This window comes from Winslowiella toletana (assembly GCF_017875465.1).
GTDB lineage: Bacteria > Pseudomonadota > Gammaproteobacteria > Enterobacterales > Enterobacteriaceae > Erwinia > Erwinia toletana.
On the sequence record NZ_JAGGMQ010000001.1, the window covers coordinates 834199 to 853119 of the forward strand.

1 protein-coding gene is annotated in these 18921 nt (G+C 59.0%); it reads right to left on the minus strand.

Features of this window, described 5'->3' with window-relative positions; genetic code table 11:
- Positions 1-389: 389 nt before the first annotated feature.
- Positions 390-18791: an Ig-like domain-containing protein gene (locus tag J2125_RS03975; protein WP_209499466.1), complete on the minus strand. Its 18402-nt coding sequence runs from the start codon at positions 18789-18791 to the stop codon at positions 390-392.
- Positions 18792-18921 lie beyond the last annotated feature (130 nt).

Here is an 18921-nt window from a genome sequence, read left to right on the forward strand (position 1 = left end):
TAGCAAAGTATCAAACGCATCCATTCGATAAATTAAATTAACTTTTCAGCGTTGTTTCCCTGTCCCGGGAAATTTTCACTACCATTAAATTAATAGAACAGTTTGGCCAATTTTTCCTGTCCAAACAGCCTGTTATTTTGATATCACCCGCACTCCGGCAGCACAGAGTCGCCCGCCACAGGCTAAAAACGGGCGCTTTTCCGCTAAAATTCAGCCAGTACCGTTTAAATCAGGCGTATTAACCAGTTTTAGCGGGTTACTGTTTATTAACTGCCACGCTTTTTTTTTCATATGGCGCAAACAGTTAAACCAGATTCATCAAATTTACCGTTGGTGAGAAAAAAAAGGGCCACGCCTGGCGTGACCCTGTTAAGTACTGCATTAATCCATCAGACGACATGCACCTGCAGATTATGTTGCACCAGCACATCACCAAGGCTGTTATCGCTGGTCAGGGCTGAATTGTGATAAACATCAAATACCTGACCATCGACGGTACGCTGACCTACCGTCGCCCATACGCCGCCATCGGTATTGCTCAGGGTCACCTGGCTGCCATCCGCACCTTTAATCAGCAGATCCTCATTTTGCGTATCCGTCAGTTTCAACGCTTCATTCAGATCCAGCTTGACGCTGTTGGTGCCCGATGCGCCGAGATCCAGCACTTCGATATGCTCCACTTTCAGACCCAGCGCCGTCAGATCGAGCGCCATATGCTCACCGCCCAGCACCAGCGTATCGGTACCCGCCCCGCCATCGATATGCTCGAAGTTAAGGTTATTAACGGTGACGGTATCATCACCCAGACTACCGGTGACCGTTGCCCCCTCATGGGTGGTGCCATCCGCCAGCGTAATCACCACGCCGCCGATGGTATAACTGCTGTCATCAGCCGCCGTGCTGGCCGTTTCATCTGTAGTGGCAGTGGTGCTTTCACTACTGGTGGCCGTTGCCGCGCTGGTTGCGCTATCCGCATCGGTGGTTAGCGTCGACTCAACCGTGGTGGTAGCCGAGGTTTCGGTGCTGCTGCTCGCTTTAGCGGTTTCCTCATGGCTGGCCGCGGTGGCGGCTAACGCATGTGTATCGACCGAGGTCGCATCATCGGCCGCCACCGAGAACAGCGCCAGCGATGAGGTTGCCGCTGTGGCAACCGGCAACAATGAACCCAGCAACAGGGTGGTAGTGGTCGATGCCGGGTTACCCGCGACGTCAACTGCCGTCACCGTGACAATCGAATTCAGATTCAGCGCGGTTAACAGTCCGCCAGCGAATTTAACGCTGTAGCGGCCCAGCGCATCAGTGGTGGCCTGCATGGTTGAACCATTCAGGGTCACATTAACGCGCGTACCCTGCGCCAGATTCAGTGTGCCGCCGGAAACTGTCAGACCATTCAGCAGCACATTAACCAGCGCAAGCACCGGATCGACGCCGACAACCGGCAGATCGTGGGTTTTCGCGGTAAAGCTGCTGCCCGCCACCGATGTGTTACCTACCGGGTCGGTCAGCGTCACCAGTACCGTGTGGCTGCCATCAGAGATGCCGCGCAGTGTCGAAGATGGCACGTTGACGCTCCAGGTGCCATTTGCCAGCACCGTGGTGGTGTACACCGTGCCCGCCACATCAACCGATACCCGGCTGCCGACCGCATTGGTCGACGTCCCGGTGATGGTTTCAGTGGCAGAGGCTTCTGACAGATTCAGATAGCCGTCGGTGAACAGCACGCCCAGCGCGACCGATGGCAGACTATGCGTAATCACACTGGCGCTGCTGCTGCCACTGCCGCTGTTACCTGCGGCATTGGTCACCGTAGCCGTGACGTTTTGCGTACCATCAGCCAGCGCAATCAGGCTGGCGGACGGCACACTGACGCTCCAGGTACCATTCGCAGCGACCGTCCCCGTCAGAGTTAACGAGCTGCCGACTTTCACCGTCACCGTCGACCCTTCAGCATTGGTGGTGGTACCGGTAATGGTCTGCGCACTCTGCGCATCCGTAGCATTCAGCAGGCCATCGCCAAATACCGCGCTGATACTGACCGTTGGCGGCGTATTGGTAATCACACTGACGGAACCACTCTTCGTCGCCACATTGCCGTAAGCATCGGTGGCCGAAGCATTTACCGTCAGATTACCGTTGCTCAGTAACGCGAGATCCGCTTTAGACACGCTGACTGACCAGGCGCCACCGCTGGCCACCAGGGCGCTGTAGCTTTTGCCGCCAAGCGTCACGCTGACCGTTGAACCAACCGCCAGATTACTGCTGCTGCCGCTGATGGTTTGCGTCGAGTTCAGATCGGCGGCGCTCAGTACGCCATCGCCAAATACGGTATTCAGCGTCAGGGTCGGTGGATTACTGATACCCACCTGTACGCCAGCACTGACACCGGTGGTATTGCCTACCGCGTCAGTCACGGAAACACCGACGGTCAGGTTACCGTTCAGCAGCGTACCGAGAATATCGGGCGCTACCGTCGCACTAAATTTACCGTCGCTACCGACCTGGGCGGTGACGGTGGAATTACCGATATTGATTCTTACTGTCGAGCCAGCCGCATTGGTCACCGTACCGGTAATCGTCTGAGTTACCAGTGATTCCACCAGATTCAGAATGCCGTCGCCAAACAGCGGATTAAGCGTAATCACCGGCAGATTATGAATACCGACGATGGCGCCGGCCGTCGCGCTACCGGTATTTCCGGCGCTATCGGTTACCGCCACACCCACCGTCAGGTTGCCATCCAGTAATCCCTGCAGAATCGCTGGCGTCAGCGCCAGGCTGAAGCTATTACCGGTGGTGGCGGTAACAAACTGTTGCCCACCGATGGTCACCACTACCCGGGAACCGGCTTCCGCACCGCTGACCGTACCGGTGATGGTCTGGGTTAACAGCGCATCAGCCGCATTCAGCAGTCCGTCGCCAAACAGTGTGGCAAGGTTCACCACCGGACGGATAACGTCAACCACCAGTCCCTGTGAAGCGGACGCGGTATTGCCCGCTGCATCGGTCACGCTGGCGGAGATGGTTAAATTGCCGCTGGTTAAAGTGCCGAGAATATCCGGCGAGACGGTAGCGCTAAAGGCGCCATTGGCACCGACCTCCGCCGTCACCGTATTGCCGCCAATGCCCAGCGTAATGGTGCTGCCCGCAGCCACATTATTCACCACACCGCTAATAATCTGACCGGTGGCAAGGTCGGCAATATTCAGAATGCCATCGCCAAAGATCGGGCTGAGGGTAATAGAAGGCTGCGCGGTAAAGATGCCGACATCAACCGAGGTCGAGGTGGTATTACCGGCCGGATCCACCACTTTCACCCCCAGCGCGAGGGTGCCATCGGTCAGTGCGCCGAGATCCAGCGGCGGAATTTTGATACTCCATTCACCCAGCGCATTGACCGTCGCCGCGTAGGATTTACTGCCCAGGGTTACGGTGACCGTTGAGCCGGTCGCCGCCGTCACTACCCCTTTCACGGTCTGTTCCACGGTGGATTCGACAATATTCAGCAGATTATCACCGCCAAACAGGCCGGTCAGCGCGCCGATCTGCGGCAGGTTATCAACAATCGCGGTAAAGGTTTTATCGACAGTACTGGTGTTGCCGTAGGCATCGGTTAGCGTCAGCTGGAGTGCGATATTGCCATCGTTAAACACATCCAGCAGCGTTGGCGGTACAACAATCGCCCACTTACCATCCTGCCCCACCGCTGCGGTAAGCGTGGTGCCGCCAATGGTCAGCGCCACAGTAGCGCCGACCCCGGCAGAGGTGGTGATGCCGCTGATCGTTTGCGCGACTGCGGTATCGGCGGCATTAAGGAAGCCGTCGCCGAACAGCGTATCCACCACCAGATTCAGCGCGCTGTTAACCACTTTATTAACGGTTAACGTCGCGTCCGTCTGGTTACCGGCCGCATCACTGACCCGCACGCCAAATACCAGCGCGCCGTCTGTCAGTGAGCCAAGCACTTGCGGTGTCAGGTCAATCGAGAAAGTGCCATTGGCATTGACCACTGCGGTGGCAATTGGCGCGCCGTCACCAAGATAGAGGCCGATGGTCTGCCCTTCGGCGCCAGTCGCACGGCCGGTTAAAGTCTGAGTTAACAGAATATCGGCCGCATTCAGCACGTTATCGCCAAGCAATGCATCCACCTGCAGCAGCGGTGCGCCAGTATCGACAGTAATCGCATGGGTCGCGGTGCCGGGATTGCCCGCCGCATCACTCAGGGTGGCGCTGATGGTCTGCGCCCCCTGTCCCAGCGCCTGCAAATCAGCCGCCGGTACTGCAGCCGACCAGCTACCGTTGGCCTGCACCACGGCAGTGTAGGTTTTGCCGTTTAAAGTGACACTCACCGTGCGCCCTGCTTCACTCAGCGAGGCGGTGCCATTAATGGTCTGCGTGGCGGTGGCTTCACTGCCATTCAGCACATTATCGCCGGTGAAAGCGCCAATGGTCAGCACTGGCGGCACGCGATCCACCACCACGGTTGAGTTGCTGGTGGCGGAGCCATCCAGCCCGCTGGCGGTAACACTGACCACCGCATTGCCGTCAATAAAGCTGGTATTTGGCACGCTGATGCTCCAGCTGCCATCATCAGTGGAAACCACGGCTGTACCGGCCAGCGCACCATTGATGGTTACGGTGACGGTGCCGCCCGCGGTACCGATATTGCCGTAGGTCCCTGCCAGCGTCACATTACCGGTGCCATCGGCCACATTGATGATATTGTCGCCGCCAACTGGCGTCAGCGTAACCAGCGGTGCTGGCGGCGGCGTCAGATCGACCGTCACCGTCGCGCTGGAATTACCGACGTTACCGGCGATATCACTGACCGAGGCGCTGATGGTGCCGCTGGTGGTACCCAGCTGCAGCATCGCCGCCGGCGTAACATTCACCGTCCAGCTGCCATTCGCCTGCACCACTCCGCTCAGGGTTGCAGTGCCAATGGTTACCGTCACTACCGAGCCGATGCTCGCGCCGGTCGTGGTGCCGCCCAGGGTCTGAGTGGTTAAACTTTCCAGATAAGTCAGCGCGTTATCGCCGGTAAATGGCGTAATGGTGATGGTCGGTACTTGCGTATCCACCGTAAAGCTGCCATTAATCGCGCCGACGTTACCCGCGCTGTCGGTAGCCTGCACCGCCACGCTGGCCGTACCCTGGCCCAGCGCAGAGAGCACGCCGCTGCCGACATTCAGCGTCCAGTTACCGTTATTGTCAACGGTAGCGCCGGTATAGGTGGTACCGGCAATGGTGACACTGACGGACTGACCCGCGCCGGTGACGCCGGTTTTACCACTTAACACGCCTCCTGCCAGCGCTTCGGCGGCGTTAAGGTAACCGTCGGTAAACGGCAGATTCAGCGTCGGCACCGGCGCCGTCAGTGAGGCGGTAAAGTTCAGGCTCTCGCTGTTGGTATTACCGGCACTGTCGGTGACCGTCACGTTGATAGTGTGGGTTCCGTTGGTTAATCCACTTAATGCCCCGGCCGGAATATTCACCGACCAGTTACCACTGGCATCGACGGTGCCGGTATAGCTGATACCGTTAACATCGATTTTCAGCTGTACGCCCTGATTAAGTCCATCCACCCCGGTTCTGCCGGTTAAGGTCACCGCCGCTCCCGCTTCAGTGATATTCAGTACGCCATCAATAAACGGCGTATTGATCACCGGTTCCGGCAGGGTCAGCGCAGTGGTGACATTCAGCGTCTCCACATCACTGTTGCCTGCGGCGTCTCTGGCGGTCACGGTAATGCTGTGTGTACCATTCGCCAGTGTCGCCAGCTGGGTTGGCGTAAGCGACAACGACCAGTTGCCATTAGCATCAACCGTGGCGTTGAGCGGATTATCACCATTAAAGCCGCTAATCAGTACGCTGACGCTTTGACCCGCGCCCACCACGCCGGTTTTACCGCTAATCAGCTGACTGACTGCGGCCTCGTCAATATTCAGTGCGCCATCGCCAAATGGCAGATTGATGGTCGCATTGGGCAGACTATTTACCGCTACTGTCAGCGAACCACTGGTGTTGCCGACATTACCAGCCGCATCGGTTACCACCACGCTGATCGGCAGATTGCCATCCTGCAGGCTCTGCAACAGACCGCTGCTCAGCGGCAAATTCCACGCGCCGGTCGTGGCATCCACGGTGGCGTCATAGGTGGTGCCGTTTAGCGTAACCTTCACGGTTTGCGCACCGGTGATACCGGTGGTGCCGGTCAGTGCTCCATTAACTGCCGCTTCCGCTGCATTCAGGAAACCATCAACAAACGGCGTCGCCAGCGTTGGCTGCGGCAGACCGGTGATAATGGCGTTGAAGCCGAGCGTCGTACTGTCGCTGTTCTGCGCGCGGTCAGTTACGGTGACGTCAATGGTATGGGTGCCGTTGCCCAGCGCCGCCAGCTGCGTTGGCGTCAGGGTGGCGCTCCAGTTGCCATTTTGATCGACGGTGGTGGTAAAGGTGGTGTTATCAATTTTCAGCGTCACCGTCTGGCCGCTACCCGTGATCCCGGTAGTGCCGCTGATCAGCTGATTAACGCCTGCTTCCGCCGCATTCAGTAAGCCGTCAACAAATGGCGTCAGAATGGTGGCATCCGGCAAGGTATTGATCAGCACATCGGCGCTGACCGTGGCGGTCGCCGGGTTACCGGCAGTGTCAACCGCACTGACTTCAACCTGTAGCTGGCCATCGCTCAGTCCCGCCAGACTGCCCGCCGGGATATTGACACTCCAGACGTTATTCGCAGTGACCGTGCCATTAAAGGTCAGTCCGCCAATGGTGACCACCACCGCAGTACCCACCGCAAGATTGCTGGATGTGCCAGTGATGGTCTGTGCCACCAGCGATTCCGCCGCGTTTAACAGGCCATCGACAAACGGAGTGGTAATATTCAGCACTGGCAGCGCATTAATCAGCACATCAAGATTGACCACGTCGGTGCTGGTATTGCCCGCACGGTCAGTAACCGATACGCCAACCCCCAGCTCGCCATCCTGCAATAACAGCAGGTCGCCGGATGGAATGGTCAGGCTCCAGGCGCCATTAACGTCCGCCGTGGCGCTGTACTCTTTATTGTTCAGCGTGACCGTGACGGTTAATCCCGCTTCGGTCTGGCCGCTGACCAGCAGTCCGGCCAGCGCTTCCGCCAGATTCAGCACATCACCCGCATCCAGCGTGACGCTCAGCAACGGCTCGACCGTATCAACGGTAAAGTTGTGGCTGGCGTTAGCCGGGTTACCGGCGACATCGGCCGAACTGGCGGTGACGGTATTGCTGCCCTGATCCAGTGCGCGCACATCGGCAGCCGGCACAGTGGTGCTCCAGTTGCCGTTAGCATCCACCGTGGCGTTGTATGTTTTACCATCCAGCGTCACCAGCACGTTGCCGCCAGCGGGTATACGCTGACTGGTGCCGCTGATAATCAGATTACTGTTGGATTCCTGGGCATTGATAATGTCATCGCCGCTGACCGGATTAAAGTTCAGCGTTGGCTGGTCCGCCGCCGCCGCAATCACCGTAACGTTATGGGTATTGCTGGCCGGATTGCCTGCGGTGTCGGTGGCTGAGGCGGTAATGGTTTGCGCACCGTCGGCCAGCGCGCCTGCATCGGCGGCCGGTACATTGGTGCTCCAGCCGCCGCTGGCGTCGACCGTCGCGGTATAGGTTTTGCCATTCAGCACCACGCTCACCGTACGACCCGCTTCCAGATTGGTGCTGGTGCCCGAGATCGCCAGCACCTGACCAGCCTCAGCCTGATTAATATAGTTATCGCCAGACACCGCGCTGATGGTCAGCGTTGGCAAAGTTGCCGGGCTGGCATCAATGGTGATGTTCTGCGTCACGCTGGTGCTGTTCAGCGCTTTATCACTGAGTTCGGCGCTAACCGGATAGCTGCCATCCGCCAGCCCCTGCAACGCACCCGCTGGCAGGTTGACGCTCCAGCTGCCGTCACTCTGCACCAGCGTCTGATAGCTGACGCCATTAAAGGTCACGGTCACCTGCTGACCCGCCTCAGTTACCGAGGCAGTACCGCTGACTGCCACTACCTGCTGGTACTCGGCGGCATTAATAATATTATCGCCAGCAATGGTGCTGATAGTCAGCGTCGGCGCCTGGAAATCCACACTGGCGGTGCTGTCGATCACCCCCTGATTGCCGGACCCATCGGTTACCGTCACCACAATCGGCAGATTGCCGCTGCTCAGATCCTGTAGCGTGGCTGGCTGCAACACCAGTGACCAGTTACCGCTGGCATCTACCTGCGCGTTGTAATCAGTGCCGCCAATATTCACCACCACCGATTGTCCGGCGCCGCTAGCGCCGGTGGTGCCAGTCAGCGTCTGCGGCTGCTGAGCTTCAGCACTGTTCAGATAGCCATCAGTAAATGGCGTATTGAAGGTTGGCACCAGCGCGGCGGTTTCCACCGTCACCGCACTGCTGCTGCTGGTCGGATTGCCCGCCGCATCAGTGACCGTCGCAGTCAGGGTATAACTGCCATTACTGATCCCGGCCAGCGCGCCAGCAGGCAGATCCAGTGACCAGACACCGCTGGCATTAACGGTGGCGGTATAGCTTTGTCCATTAAGGGTAATGGTAACAATCTGCCCCGCCTGTGCAGTGGTGGTGCCGGAGATGGCGATCGCCGCCACCGATTCCGCTGCATTGACCCGGCCATCACCGGCAATGGTATCGATGGTTAAGGTTGGTGGAATAAGATCGACACTAAACGGCGCGCTGACCTGATCCTGGTTACCCGCAGCGTCAGTGACCGTCACCACCATACTGCCTGCGCCCAGTGTCTGTAGCACCGTCGGTGACAGACTGACCGTCCAGTTGCCATCGCTGTCTACCAGCCCGTTGTAGTCAACACCGTTAATATTGACGCTGACCTGCTGACCGTCCCCCGCTTTGCCGGTGCTGCCACGCAGGGTCTGCGTGCTGCCCGCTTCCGCCGCATTCAGGATGCTGTCGCCAAATGGCGGCAGAATGGTGGCATCTGGCAGTTCATTAATCTGCACATTCAGGGTGGCATCACTGGATACCGGATTACCCGCCGCATCGGTAGCGCTGACGTTGACGGTCGTCGGGCCATCCGTCAGACCTGCCAGCGCGGCCGGTGGGATCGCCACGCTCCAGACGCCATTGGCGCCCACTTCAGCGGTAAAGGTCTGATTATTAAACTCGATGGTTACCGTACTGCCGGTCGCCACATTTTGTGAAGTCCCGCTGATCAGCAGATCCTGCCCGGCTTCCGTGGCATTCAGATAGCCATCGCCGCTGACTGGATCGACGGCCAGTCCGGACAGCGCATTGTTTACGCTAAAGTCGAGAGTGTTGCTGATACTGTTACCTGCAGCATCACTGACTGCCACTACCAGGCTGTTGTCGCCATTAGCCAGATCCTGTAAAGCGGACGCCGGAATCGCTATGCTCCACGCGCCGCTCGGCTGCACAATCGCGGTATAGATAGCGCCATCAAGAGTAATGGTCACCGTCTGACCCGCTTCAACGTTAGTAGTAACCCCCGAGAGAGTCTGCGCCGTTTGCTGCTCGGCGCCATCCACCACATTATTCCCGGCAAAGGCGTCAAAGCTGATGGTCGGCAACGAGGCCGCGTCGGCTTTCACCGTAAACGAGGCTGGCTGCTGCGTGCTGTTGCCCGCGCTGTCGGTAGCGGTCACCGTCAGATCGTAACTGCCGTTAGTCAGACCGCTCAGGGCATCAGCCGGGATATTAAGCGTCCAGCTACCGTTGGTGTCTACCGTAGTGGTATATGGCGTGCCAGCAAAGCTGACGACAATAGTCGCGCCATTTTCACCGGTGCCGCTGACTGCCAGCGGCTGGCCCAGTTCGGTGGCATTAACCACGCCATCACCGGACAGCACCCCCACCAGCAGAGCTGGCGGCAGCGTATCCACCAGCACGCTGCCGTTGCCGGTCGCGGTATTACCCGCTACATCGCCGACGGTAACGGTAAAGCTGGTGGTGCCCTGTTGCAGCTCCTGCAACGCCGCAGCAGGAATGGAGATGGTCCAGCTACCGTCGCTGGCTACGGTTCCGTTGTAAGTCGTACCGTCAAAGTTAACGCTAACCGTCTGACCCTCACCGGCAACGCCGGTGCTGCCGGTCAGCGTGCCGTTCGCCGCGATATCATCGGCATTCAGCGAGCCATCACCAAATGATGGATTAATGGTTACCGTCGGCAGGGTATCTGCCAGCACCGTTACGCTGCTGGTGCTGGTAACCGGATTACCGGCCGCATCGTTTACCGTTGCGCTGATCGCTAACGGACCGTCGGCCACCAGGCTCAGCGCACCGGCTGGCACCGTTGCTGTCCAGCTGCCATCGGCGTTCACCGTTGCGTTATAATCAACCCCATTCACCGTGACGACCACGATGCTGCCAGCAGTGACATTGGTGCTCTGGCCGCTGATGCTTAGCGCTGCCCCTTGTTCACTGGCATTCAGATAACCATCGCTGACTGGCGCAATCGCCAGGCTGCTGCCGCTGGTGTTAATGGTGTAGTTGTCGCTAACGCTGGTGCTGTTACCGGCGGCGTTTGTGACGCTGACCGCCAGCGTCTGGCTGCCATCGTTTAAGCCAGCCATTGCCCCCGCCGGGATGGTGACATTCCACGCGCCCCCCGCCAGCACCAGACCGCTATAGCTGACGCCATTAAGCGTCACGGTTACCGTTTGCCCGGCCTCTGCGTTGGTGGTGCCACTCAGAATCTGATCGACCGCGCGCTCTGCGCCATCAACAATGCCATTACCGGCAAAGGTATTAATCGCTACCGTCAGTGTTGGCGCAGTGGTATCCAGCGTCAGGCTGCTTTGTACCGTGGTGATATTGCCTGCGCTGTCGCGGGTGGTGACGCTAAGCGGATTAGCCCCTTCGCTTAACCCTGCCAGATCGACGGCAGGCACTTCCAGCGACCACTGGCCATTTACGCCAACTGTCGCCTGATAGCTTTTACCGTTAAGGCTGACGGTGATGTTATCGCCAGATTCTCCGCTACCGTTAAGCAGCAGCGGCTGTCCCTGCTCTGCGCTGCTGAGAATGCCATCACCGGAAGGCGGATTCAGCGTCAGCGCCGGAGGGGTAATATCTACCGGCAGGCTGACCTGCTGGGTGGTGCTGTTACCTGCGGCATCGCTGACGGTGATGCGAACCGGATAAACGCCATCCGTCAGGGTTGCCAGATCGGCCGCCGGAACATTGACAGTCCACTGGCCATCCGCCCCCACGGTGGCGCTATAGCTGTTGCCATTCAGGATCACACTGACGCTGTCACCGGCGACGCCGGTACCATTGATCGCCAGCGGTTGTGCCTGTTCGCTGGCATTCAGCGTGCCGTCACCGGCAATAACCGCGACGGTAAAGGCTGGCGCACTGGTATCCAGCGTGACCGGCGTCAGCACGGTGGCGCTGTTGCCATTCGCATCCGTGGCAGTGATGCTGATATCGTATTTGCCGTCGGTCAGCGCCTGCAATGCGCTGGCCGGAACCGTGGCGCTCCAGCTGCCACTGGCCGCCACAATCGCCGGATAAGCGATGCCATTCAGGGTCACCACCACCGTGCTACCCGCTTCGGTGCTGCCGCTGATCGCCAGCGGCAAGCCCTGTTCAGTGGCGTTAATTATGCCGTCGCCAGAGACCGGGTTAAGCGCAATATCCGGCGGCGTGCTGTCCACCACCACCGGCGTGGTTAAGGTATCGCTGTTACCAGCCACATCGCTGACCACCACTACCACCACATTGGCGTTGCCGTCAGGCAGATTTTGCAGCGTGGCGGGCGGGATAGTGACGGTCCAGTTACCCTGGCCATCGACCAGCGCCGCATACTGCACACCGCCGACGGTGACAAACACTTGCTGCCCATCGGCAATCACGCCGGTGGTGCCGCTCAGCGTCTGCGGATTCTGCGCTTCATCCGCACTGAGCACGCCATCACCAAACGGCGTATCCAGCGTCGGCTGCGGCAGCGTATTGATCGCCACATTTAGCGTATTTTCGCTGGTCACCTGGTTGTTGTTGCTGTCAGTGCTGGTAGCGGTAACCGTCAGCGGGCCATCCGGCAGCACCTGCAAATCCGCGGTCGGGACGATGATGCTCCATTTGCCGTCTGCATCAACGGTGCCGGTGTACGCAATGTTATTTAACGTAACCGTTACGGTCGTGCCCTCGGCAACATTATTTGAACTGCCACTGATGGTAAGATCGGATTGCGCCTCAATGGCGTTGAGGTAATCATCGCCACTGATAATGCCAATCGCCAGTGCGCTGAAGCTGTTATCGACGGTAAAGGTTTCACTGCCGGTGGCAGGATTGCCGGCGAGGTCACTGACGCTGACATCAAAGGTTTGCGTACTGTTTTGCAGACCGGCAAAAGCGCTGGCCGGGATATTGACACTCCAGGCGCCACCGGCTTTTACCTCGCCGGTATACGGCACACCGTTAAGGAGCACAGTTACCAGCTGTCCGGCCTGCACATTAGTGGTGGTACCGGTCAGAATCTGACTTTCGCCCTGCTCCGCGCCGTTCAGCTGGCCATCACCGGTAAACGGATCGACACTGATGGTCGGCAGATTAGCCGGATCGGCGGCGACGATTAACGGGCTGGTGCTGGTATTGGTGTTACCCACCGCATCCACTACCGTCACGCTGACGGTATAAGGACCATCCGGCAGCAACGCCAGCACCGCAGGCGGGATTTGCACCGACCAGTTACCGTCACTGTTTACCACCGCCGGATAATCGACATTATTCAGCGTCACCGTGACATTATCGCCAGCGTCGCCGGTGCCGTTAATCGTCAGGTTTTCGTCGCGCTCCTGATTATTGAGGTAACCATCGGATACCGGCTCCACGGTTAACGCTGGTGTAGCGGTATCAAAGGTCAGATTACTGCTGGTGCTGCTGCTGTTGCCGCTGGCGTTAGTGGCGGTCACGGTAAGCGGATAAGTGCCATCGGCGATAGCCCCCAGCGCGGAAACCGGAACACTGACGCTCCACTGGTTATCACTGCCAACGGTGGCGGTGTAGTTCTCACCATTAAGGGTGAGGCTAATTATATCCCCGGCGCTGCCACTACCACTGATCAGCAGCGGCTGCCCCTGTTCGCTGGCATTTACCGTGCCGTCAACCGCAATCGGATTCAGTTCCAGCGCTGGCGCGGCGGTATCAACCAGCAGGTTGGTGCTCTGCGTGCTGGTATTGCCCGCCGGATCGCGCGCCTCCACCGTCAGCGGGTTATTGCCGCCGGGCAGGTTCGTCAGGTCCGCCGCCGGAATTGTCACCTCCCACTGACCGTTCTGGCCAACAACCACACTATATTCGACCTGATTCAGGGTGACGGTAATCGTATCGCCCGCCGTGCCGTTGCCACCGACAATTAACGGCTGCGTCTGTTCGCTGGCATTCAGTATGCCATCAACCGCAACCGGATTAAGTGTGACGACCGGCGCGCTGGTATCAATTACCAGCCCGGTTTGCTGCGAGGCGCTGTTGCCTGCTGGATCGGTGACGGTGACCGCCACGGTGTAGCTGCTGCCGTTATTCAGCGCCGCCAGATCGCCGGTCGGGACATTGACCGACCAGTTGTTATTGCCATCGACAATGGCGCTGTAACTTTTGCCATTCAGCGTAACCTGCACGCTGTCGCCCGGCGTACCGGTGCCGTTCAGTTCCAGCGGCACGCCCTGCTCAATACTGTTAAGCATGCCATCACCGGCGACTGGCGCGAGAGTAAAGGCCGGGGCGCTGGTACTGAGAATAATGCTGCTAAGTTGCGTGGTGCTATTGCCAGCGCTATCACTGGCGGTGACGCTGACCGGGTAGGTGCCATCAATCAGCCCCTGCAATACCGCAGACGGCACATTGACCGTCCAGTAGCCGCTGGCATCAATAGTCGCCGGATAGTCGACGCCATCAAGGGTAACGATGACTGTCGATCCTGCTTCCGCATGACCTTCAATCAGCAGCGGCTGATTCTGTTCGCTGCCATTAACCCGGCCATCTTCGGAAATTGGCTCAATATCCAGCGCTGGCGGCAGCGTATCCACCCGCACCGTGGTGGTTGAGGTATTGCTGTTACCCGCCGCATCGCTGACCGCCACCACGATGGTAGTCGGGCCTTCCGGCAGGTTCTGCAAGGCGGTCGACGGCACCAGCAGGCTCCAGCTGCCATCTGTCGCCACCTGCACGGGGTAATCGACGCCGCCAATGGTCACCGTCACCGTCTGTCCGTCACCGGTCGCGCCGGTGTTGCCGGTCAGCGTCTGATCGCTCCTCGACTCATCGCCGCTCAGGATCGCGTCAGTAAACGGTGTATCGATATTCGCCTGCGGCAGATCGTTAATCGCCACATTTAATGTCCCGTCCGCGCTGATCGTGGCGCCGTTTGCCCCCGGGGTGGTAGCGGTAATGGTTAACGGACCATCGGGCAGATTAGCCAGGACAGTGGACGGAACCGTGGTGCTCCAGCTGCCATTGGCCTGCACAATCGCCGTATAGGTGGTGGTGCCAATCACAAAGCTGACGGTACTGCCCGCCGCCACATTGCTTGAGGTGCCGCTGACGGTCAGATCGCTTTCCGCCTCCAGCGCATTGAGATAGCCGTCGCCACTCAGGGGATCAAGCGCAATCGCGCCGACGGTGTTATCCACCACAAAACTGCCCGTGTCGCTGGCATTGTTGCCCGCTGCATCGTCGACGCTGACGGTATAGTTCTGCGTGCCGTTAGTCAGCCCCTCCAGCGCGCTGGCCGGGATACTGACTGACCAGGCACCGCTGGCCTGCACCACGCCGGTGTAGCTCTCGCCACCCAGCGTAACGGTAACCACTTGTCCGTGCTGTACATTGGTGGTGGTACCGGTAAGGAACTGTTCGGTTTGCTGCTCTGCGCCATCCAGCACCCCGTCGCCAGTCAGCGGATCGACCGTGAGGGTCGGCTGATTAGCCGGGCTGGCAATAACCGTCAGCGGGCTGTTAACCGTAGTGGCATTACCCGCACCGTCGGTGGTGGTGATCGCCACGTTATAGCTGCCATCGCCCAGCGTATTTGCCGGGACGGTGACTGACCACTTGCCGTCACTGTCCACCGTAGCAGGATAATCAACCTCATCAAGGGTGACGACGATATTCGCGCCCGCTTCACCGCTGCCGGCAATAATTAACGGTTCGGCCTGCTCCTGCTGGTTAAGATAACCATCACCGGAAATTGGCGTAGTCAGCGCCAGCGGAGGCGACTGGGTATCCACCACCAGCGGCGCGCTGGTGGCGGTGGTATTGCCCGCCGCGTCGCTGGCGACAATACCAACGCTGTAGTTACCATCGGCGATATTCGCCAGATCGGCCGCCGGAATGGTTACCGTCCACTGACCGCCGCTGGTGACCGTGGCCGGGTAATCCACCCCATTCAGCGTAACCACAATGCTGGTATCGGCTTCGCCGCTGCCCACAATCACTAACGGCTGCCCCTGCTCCAGCGCATTCAGATAGCCGTTACCGGAAATCGGATCGTCGAGTCCCAGCGCTGGCGCCACCGTATCCACCAACAGCGGCGTAGTCGAGGTGCTGGTATTTCCTGCTGCATCAGTAACCGCCACCACCAGCGGATTGTTGCTGCCCTGCGGCAGATCGCCCAGATCCGTAGCCGGGATAGTCACTGACCAGTTGCCGTCGCTGCCCACCAGCGCGGTGTAATTATTGCCGCCGAGGGTAACCTGCACCGTCTGACCGGGCGCATTCACCCCGGTATTACCGCTGATAGTCTGATCGGTACTGACTTCGTTGCCGTTCAGCGCGCCGTCACCGCCAAATGGCGGATCGATAGTGGCCGCAGGCTGACTGGCGATCACCACATTCAGCGTGCCGTCCGCCGTAATAGTGGCGCCGTTAGCGCCCGGCGTGGTGGCGGTAATGGTTAACGGACCATCGGGCAGATTAGCCAGAACGGCAGACGGAACCGTGGTGCTCCAGCTGCCATCAGCCTGCACAATCGCGGTATAGGTTGTAGCGCCAATCACAAAGCTGACCACACTGCCCGCCGCCACATTGCCTGAAGTACCGCTAACGGTCAGATCGCTGGTCGCTTCCTGCGCATTGAGATAGCCGTCGCCACTCAGTGGATCAAGCGCAATCGCGGCGAGAGTGGTATCGACGTCAAAACTGCCATCACTGGTGCTGGTGTTGCCTGCCGCATCGTTAACGCTGACGGTGAAGTTCTGCGTGCCGTTGTTCAGCCCCGCCAGCGCGCTGGCGGGAACGCTGACCGACCAGCTGCCATCCGACTCGACAATGCCGGTATAGCTGGTATTGCCCAGCGTGACGGTAATGGTCTGCCCCTGCGGCGCATCAGTGGTACCGGTAATAAACTGCTCAGTCTGCTGTTCAGCGCCATCGAGTATGCCGTCGCCGGCAAACGGATTAAGGGTGATAGTGGGGAAATTAGCCGGATCGGCAATGACCGTCAGCGGGCTGTTAACCGTGGTGGTATTGCCTGCGCCGTCGGTTGCGGTGATCGCCACCGTATAGCTGCCGTCAGCAAGGGTATTGGCAGGAACAGTGACCGACCACTGACCCGTGCTGTCCACCGTTGCCGGGTAGTTAACCCCCGCAAGGGTAACCACAATGCTGGCGTTGGCTTCTCCGCTGCCGCCAATAATTAACGGCTGAGCCTGCTCCTGCTGGTTAAGATAGCCGTCACCAGAGATCGGTACACCTGGGGTCAGCGCCGGTGGCAAGGTATCCACCACCAGTGGCGTCGTCGAGGTGCTGGTATTGCCCGCCGGATCGGTAACTACCACTATGATCGGGTTAGCGCCGCCCTGCGGCAGGTTACCCAGGTCTTGCGCCGGAATGGTGACGGTCCAGCTGCCGTCATTAGCCACCGGCGCGTTGTAATCGTTGCCGCCAATGGTCACCACTACCGTCTGGCCGGGGCCGGTCACACCGGTATTGCCACCGATGGTCTGATCGTTACTGGCCTCATCGCCATTCAGCGTGCCGTCGCCGCCAAATGGCGGATCGATGGTGGCGTCCGGTGAGCTATTGATCAGCACATTGAGCTGACCACTGTTGCTGATCAGATCGCCATTGCTGTCGGTGACGCTGGCGCTGACCGTCAGTACACCATCAGGCAGTGCGCTCAGCGCCGGGGAAGGAATGGTGGCGCTCCAGCTGCCATCGGCATTGACGATGGCGGTATAATTATTGCCGTTGAAACTGACAGTCACGATGCTGCCCGCAGTGACACCGGTAGTGGTGCCGCTAATCACTAACCCGGCGGCCACTTCCCCGGCGCCGAGATAGCCATCATCGCTAATCGGCTCCAGCGCAATACTGCCTGCAGTATCCGGCTGAACCACCAGAGCACTGCTGTCACTGGCGCTATTGCCTGCAGCATTGCTGACGCTGGCGCTGATAGTGGTGGTTCCCGCCGTCAGCGCTTCCAGCGCGGCTGACGGCACCAGTACACTCCAGCTGCCGTTAGCCTGCACCAGCGTGCTGTAAGTCTGACCACCCAGCGTAATCGTAACGGTTCGGCCTGCCTCGACATTGGTCGTCGTCCCGCTAAGCAACTGATCGATTTGCTTCTCTGCGCCATCAAGCACATTGTCGCCAGCAAAATCATTCAGGGTAAGTGTGGGTTGCTCATTATCACCACCGGTCACCGTAATCGCCTGGCTGTCGCTGGCGGTGGCGCCCGCGCTGTTGCTGACGCTGGCATTGATGGTGGTGGCGCCTTCGGCCAGCGCCTGCAAGGCGGTGGAAGGTACGTTGACGCTCCAGCTGCCATTGGCCGCCACGGTGGTGGTATAGGTCACACCACCAAGCGTAATGGTGACCGTGCGTCCGGCTTCAACATTGGTCGTGGTGCCGGAAATCGCCTGGCTGCTGCCTTTTTCATCGGCATCAAGAATATTATCACCGGCAAAGGCGCCGATAGTGATGGTGGGAACCTCCACTACCGGACCGGTGACGGTAATCGCCTGGGTGTCGCTGGCGGCAGTACCGGCAGCATCGGTAACGCTGACAGCAATGGTGGTGCTGCCGTTGGCCAGCGCCTGTAACGCGGCCGGAGGAACCGCGACGCTCCAGCTGCCATCGGCCGCTACCGTAGTGGTGTAGGTCACGCCACCGAGCGTAATGGTTACCGTACGGCCCGCTTCAACATTGGTGGTAGTACCGGAAATCGTCTGGCTGCTGCCTTTTTCACCGGCATCAAGAATATTGTCACCAGCAAAGGGATTGATGGTAATCGTTGGCTGAACCGGTGTTGGCGTTGTGTCGCCCCCACCTCCGCCACCACCACCTCCGCCACCCGCTGCGGCGACTCCCAGCCCAACCAGGCCCAGCGCGCCGATACCGGCGGCGGTGATTACACCACCGGAAATTTCGTTATCGGCCAACAACAGCGGTTCAAGGTTACCCAGTGATTCGTACGTTGGGGTAATCGCCATCGCGGTCGTCGCATCAGTCATCTCGGTGGTGACCGGGAACAGCGCATGTTCAGGCGGGTTGACGCCGTCATCGAACACCAGCTCACTGTGTGAACCATCGACGTCATCGAAGAAGAACTGCTGGTAACGCACAACGCTTCCATCGCGCATGTGCAGGATCAGATCGTTTCCCTGCCGCTCAAACTCCACGACCATCGCACGAGTGCCGTTTATCTTCACCACGCTAGGCTCAGTCAGCATTACCGTATGGTTAGCGCCGCCAGTCGCCTGGGAGATCAGCGTTCCGTTATCGCGTGAGATAATATCGACGCGGCCTTCATTGAGCTGTGCCATCTAAGTAACCCCTTACACACCAGTTGGGTAAACGCCACGCAAGAAACTACAGAAAATCTGCAGAATCCTGGTGATTACGAAATCATTAACTTTCACCTTCGTGAATATTTATTGACCTGGTGTTTATCAG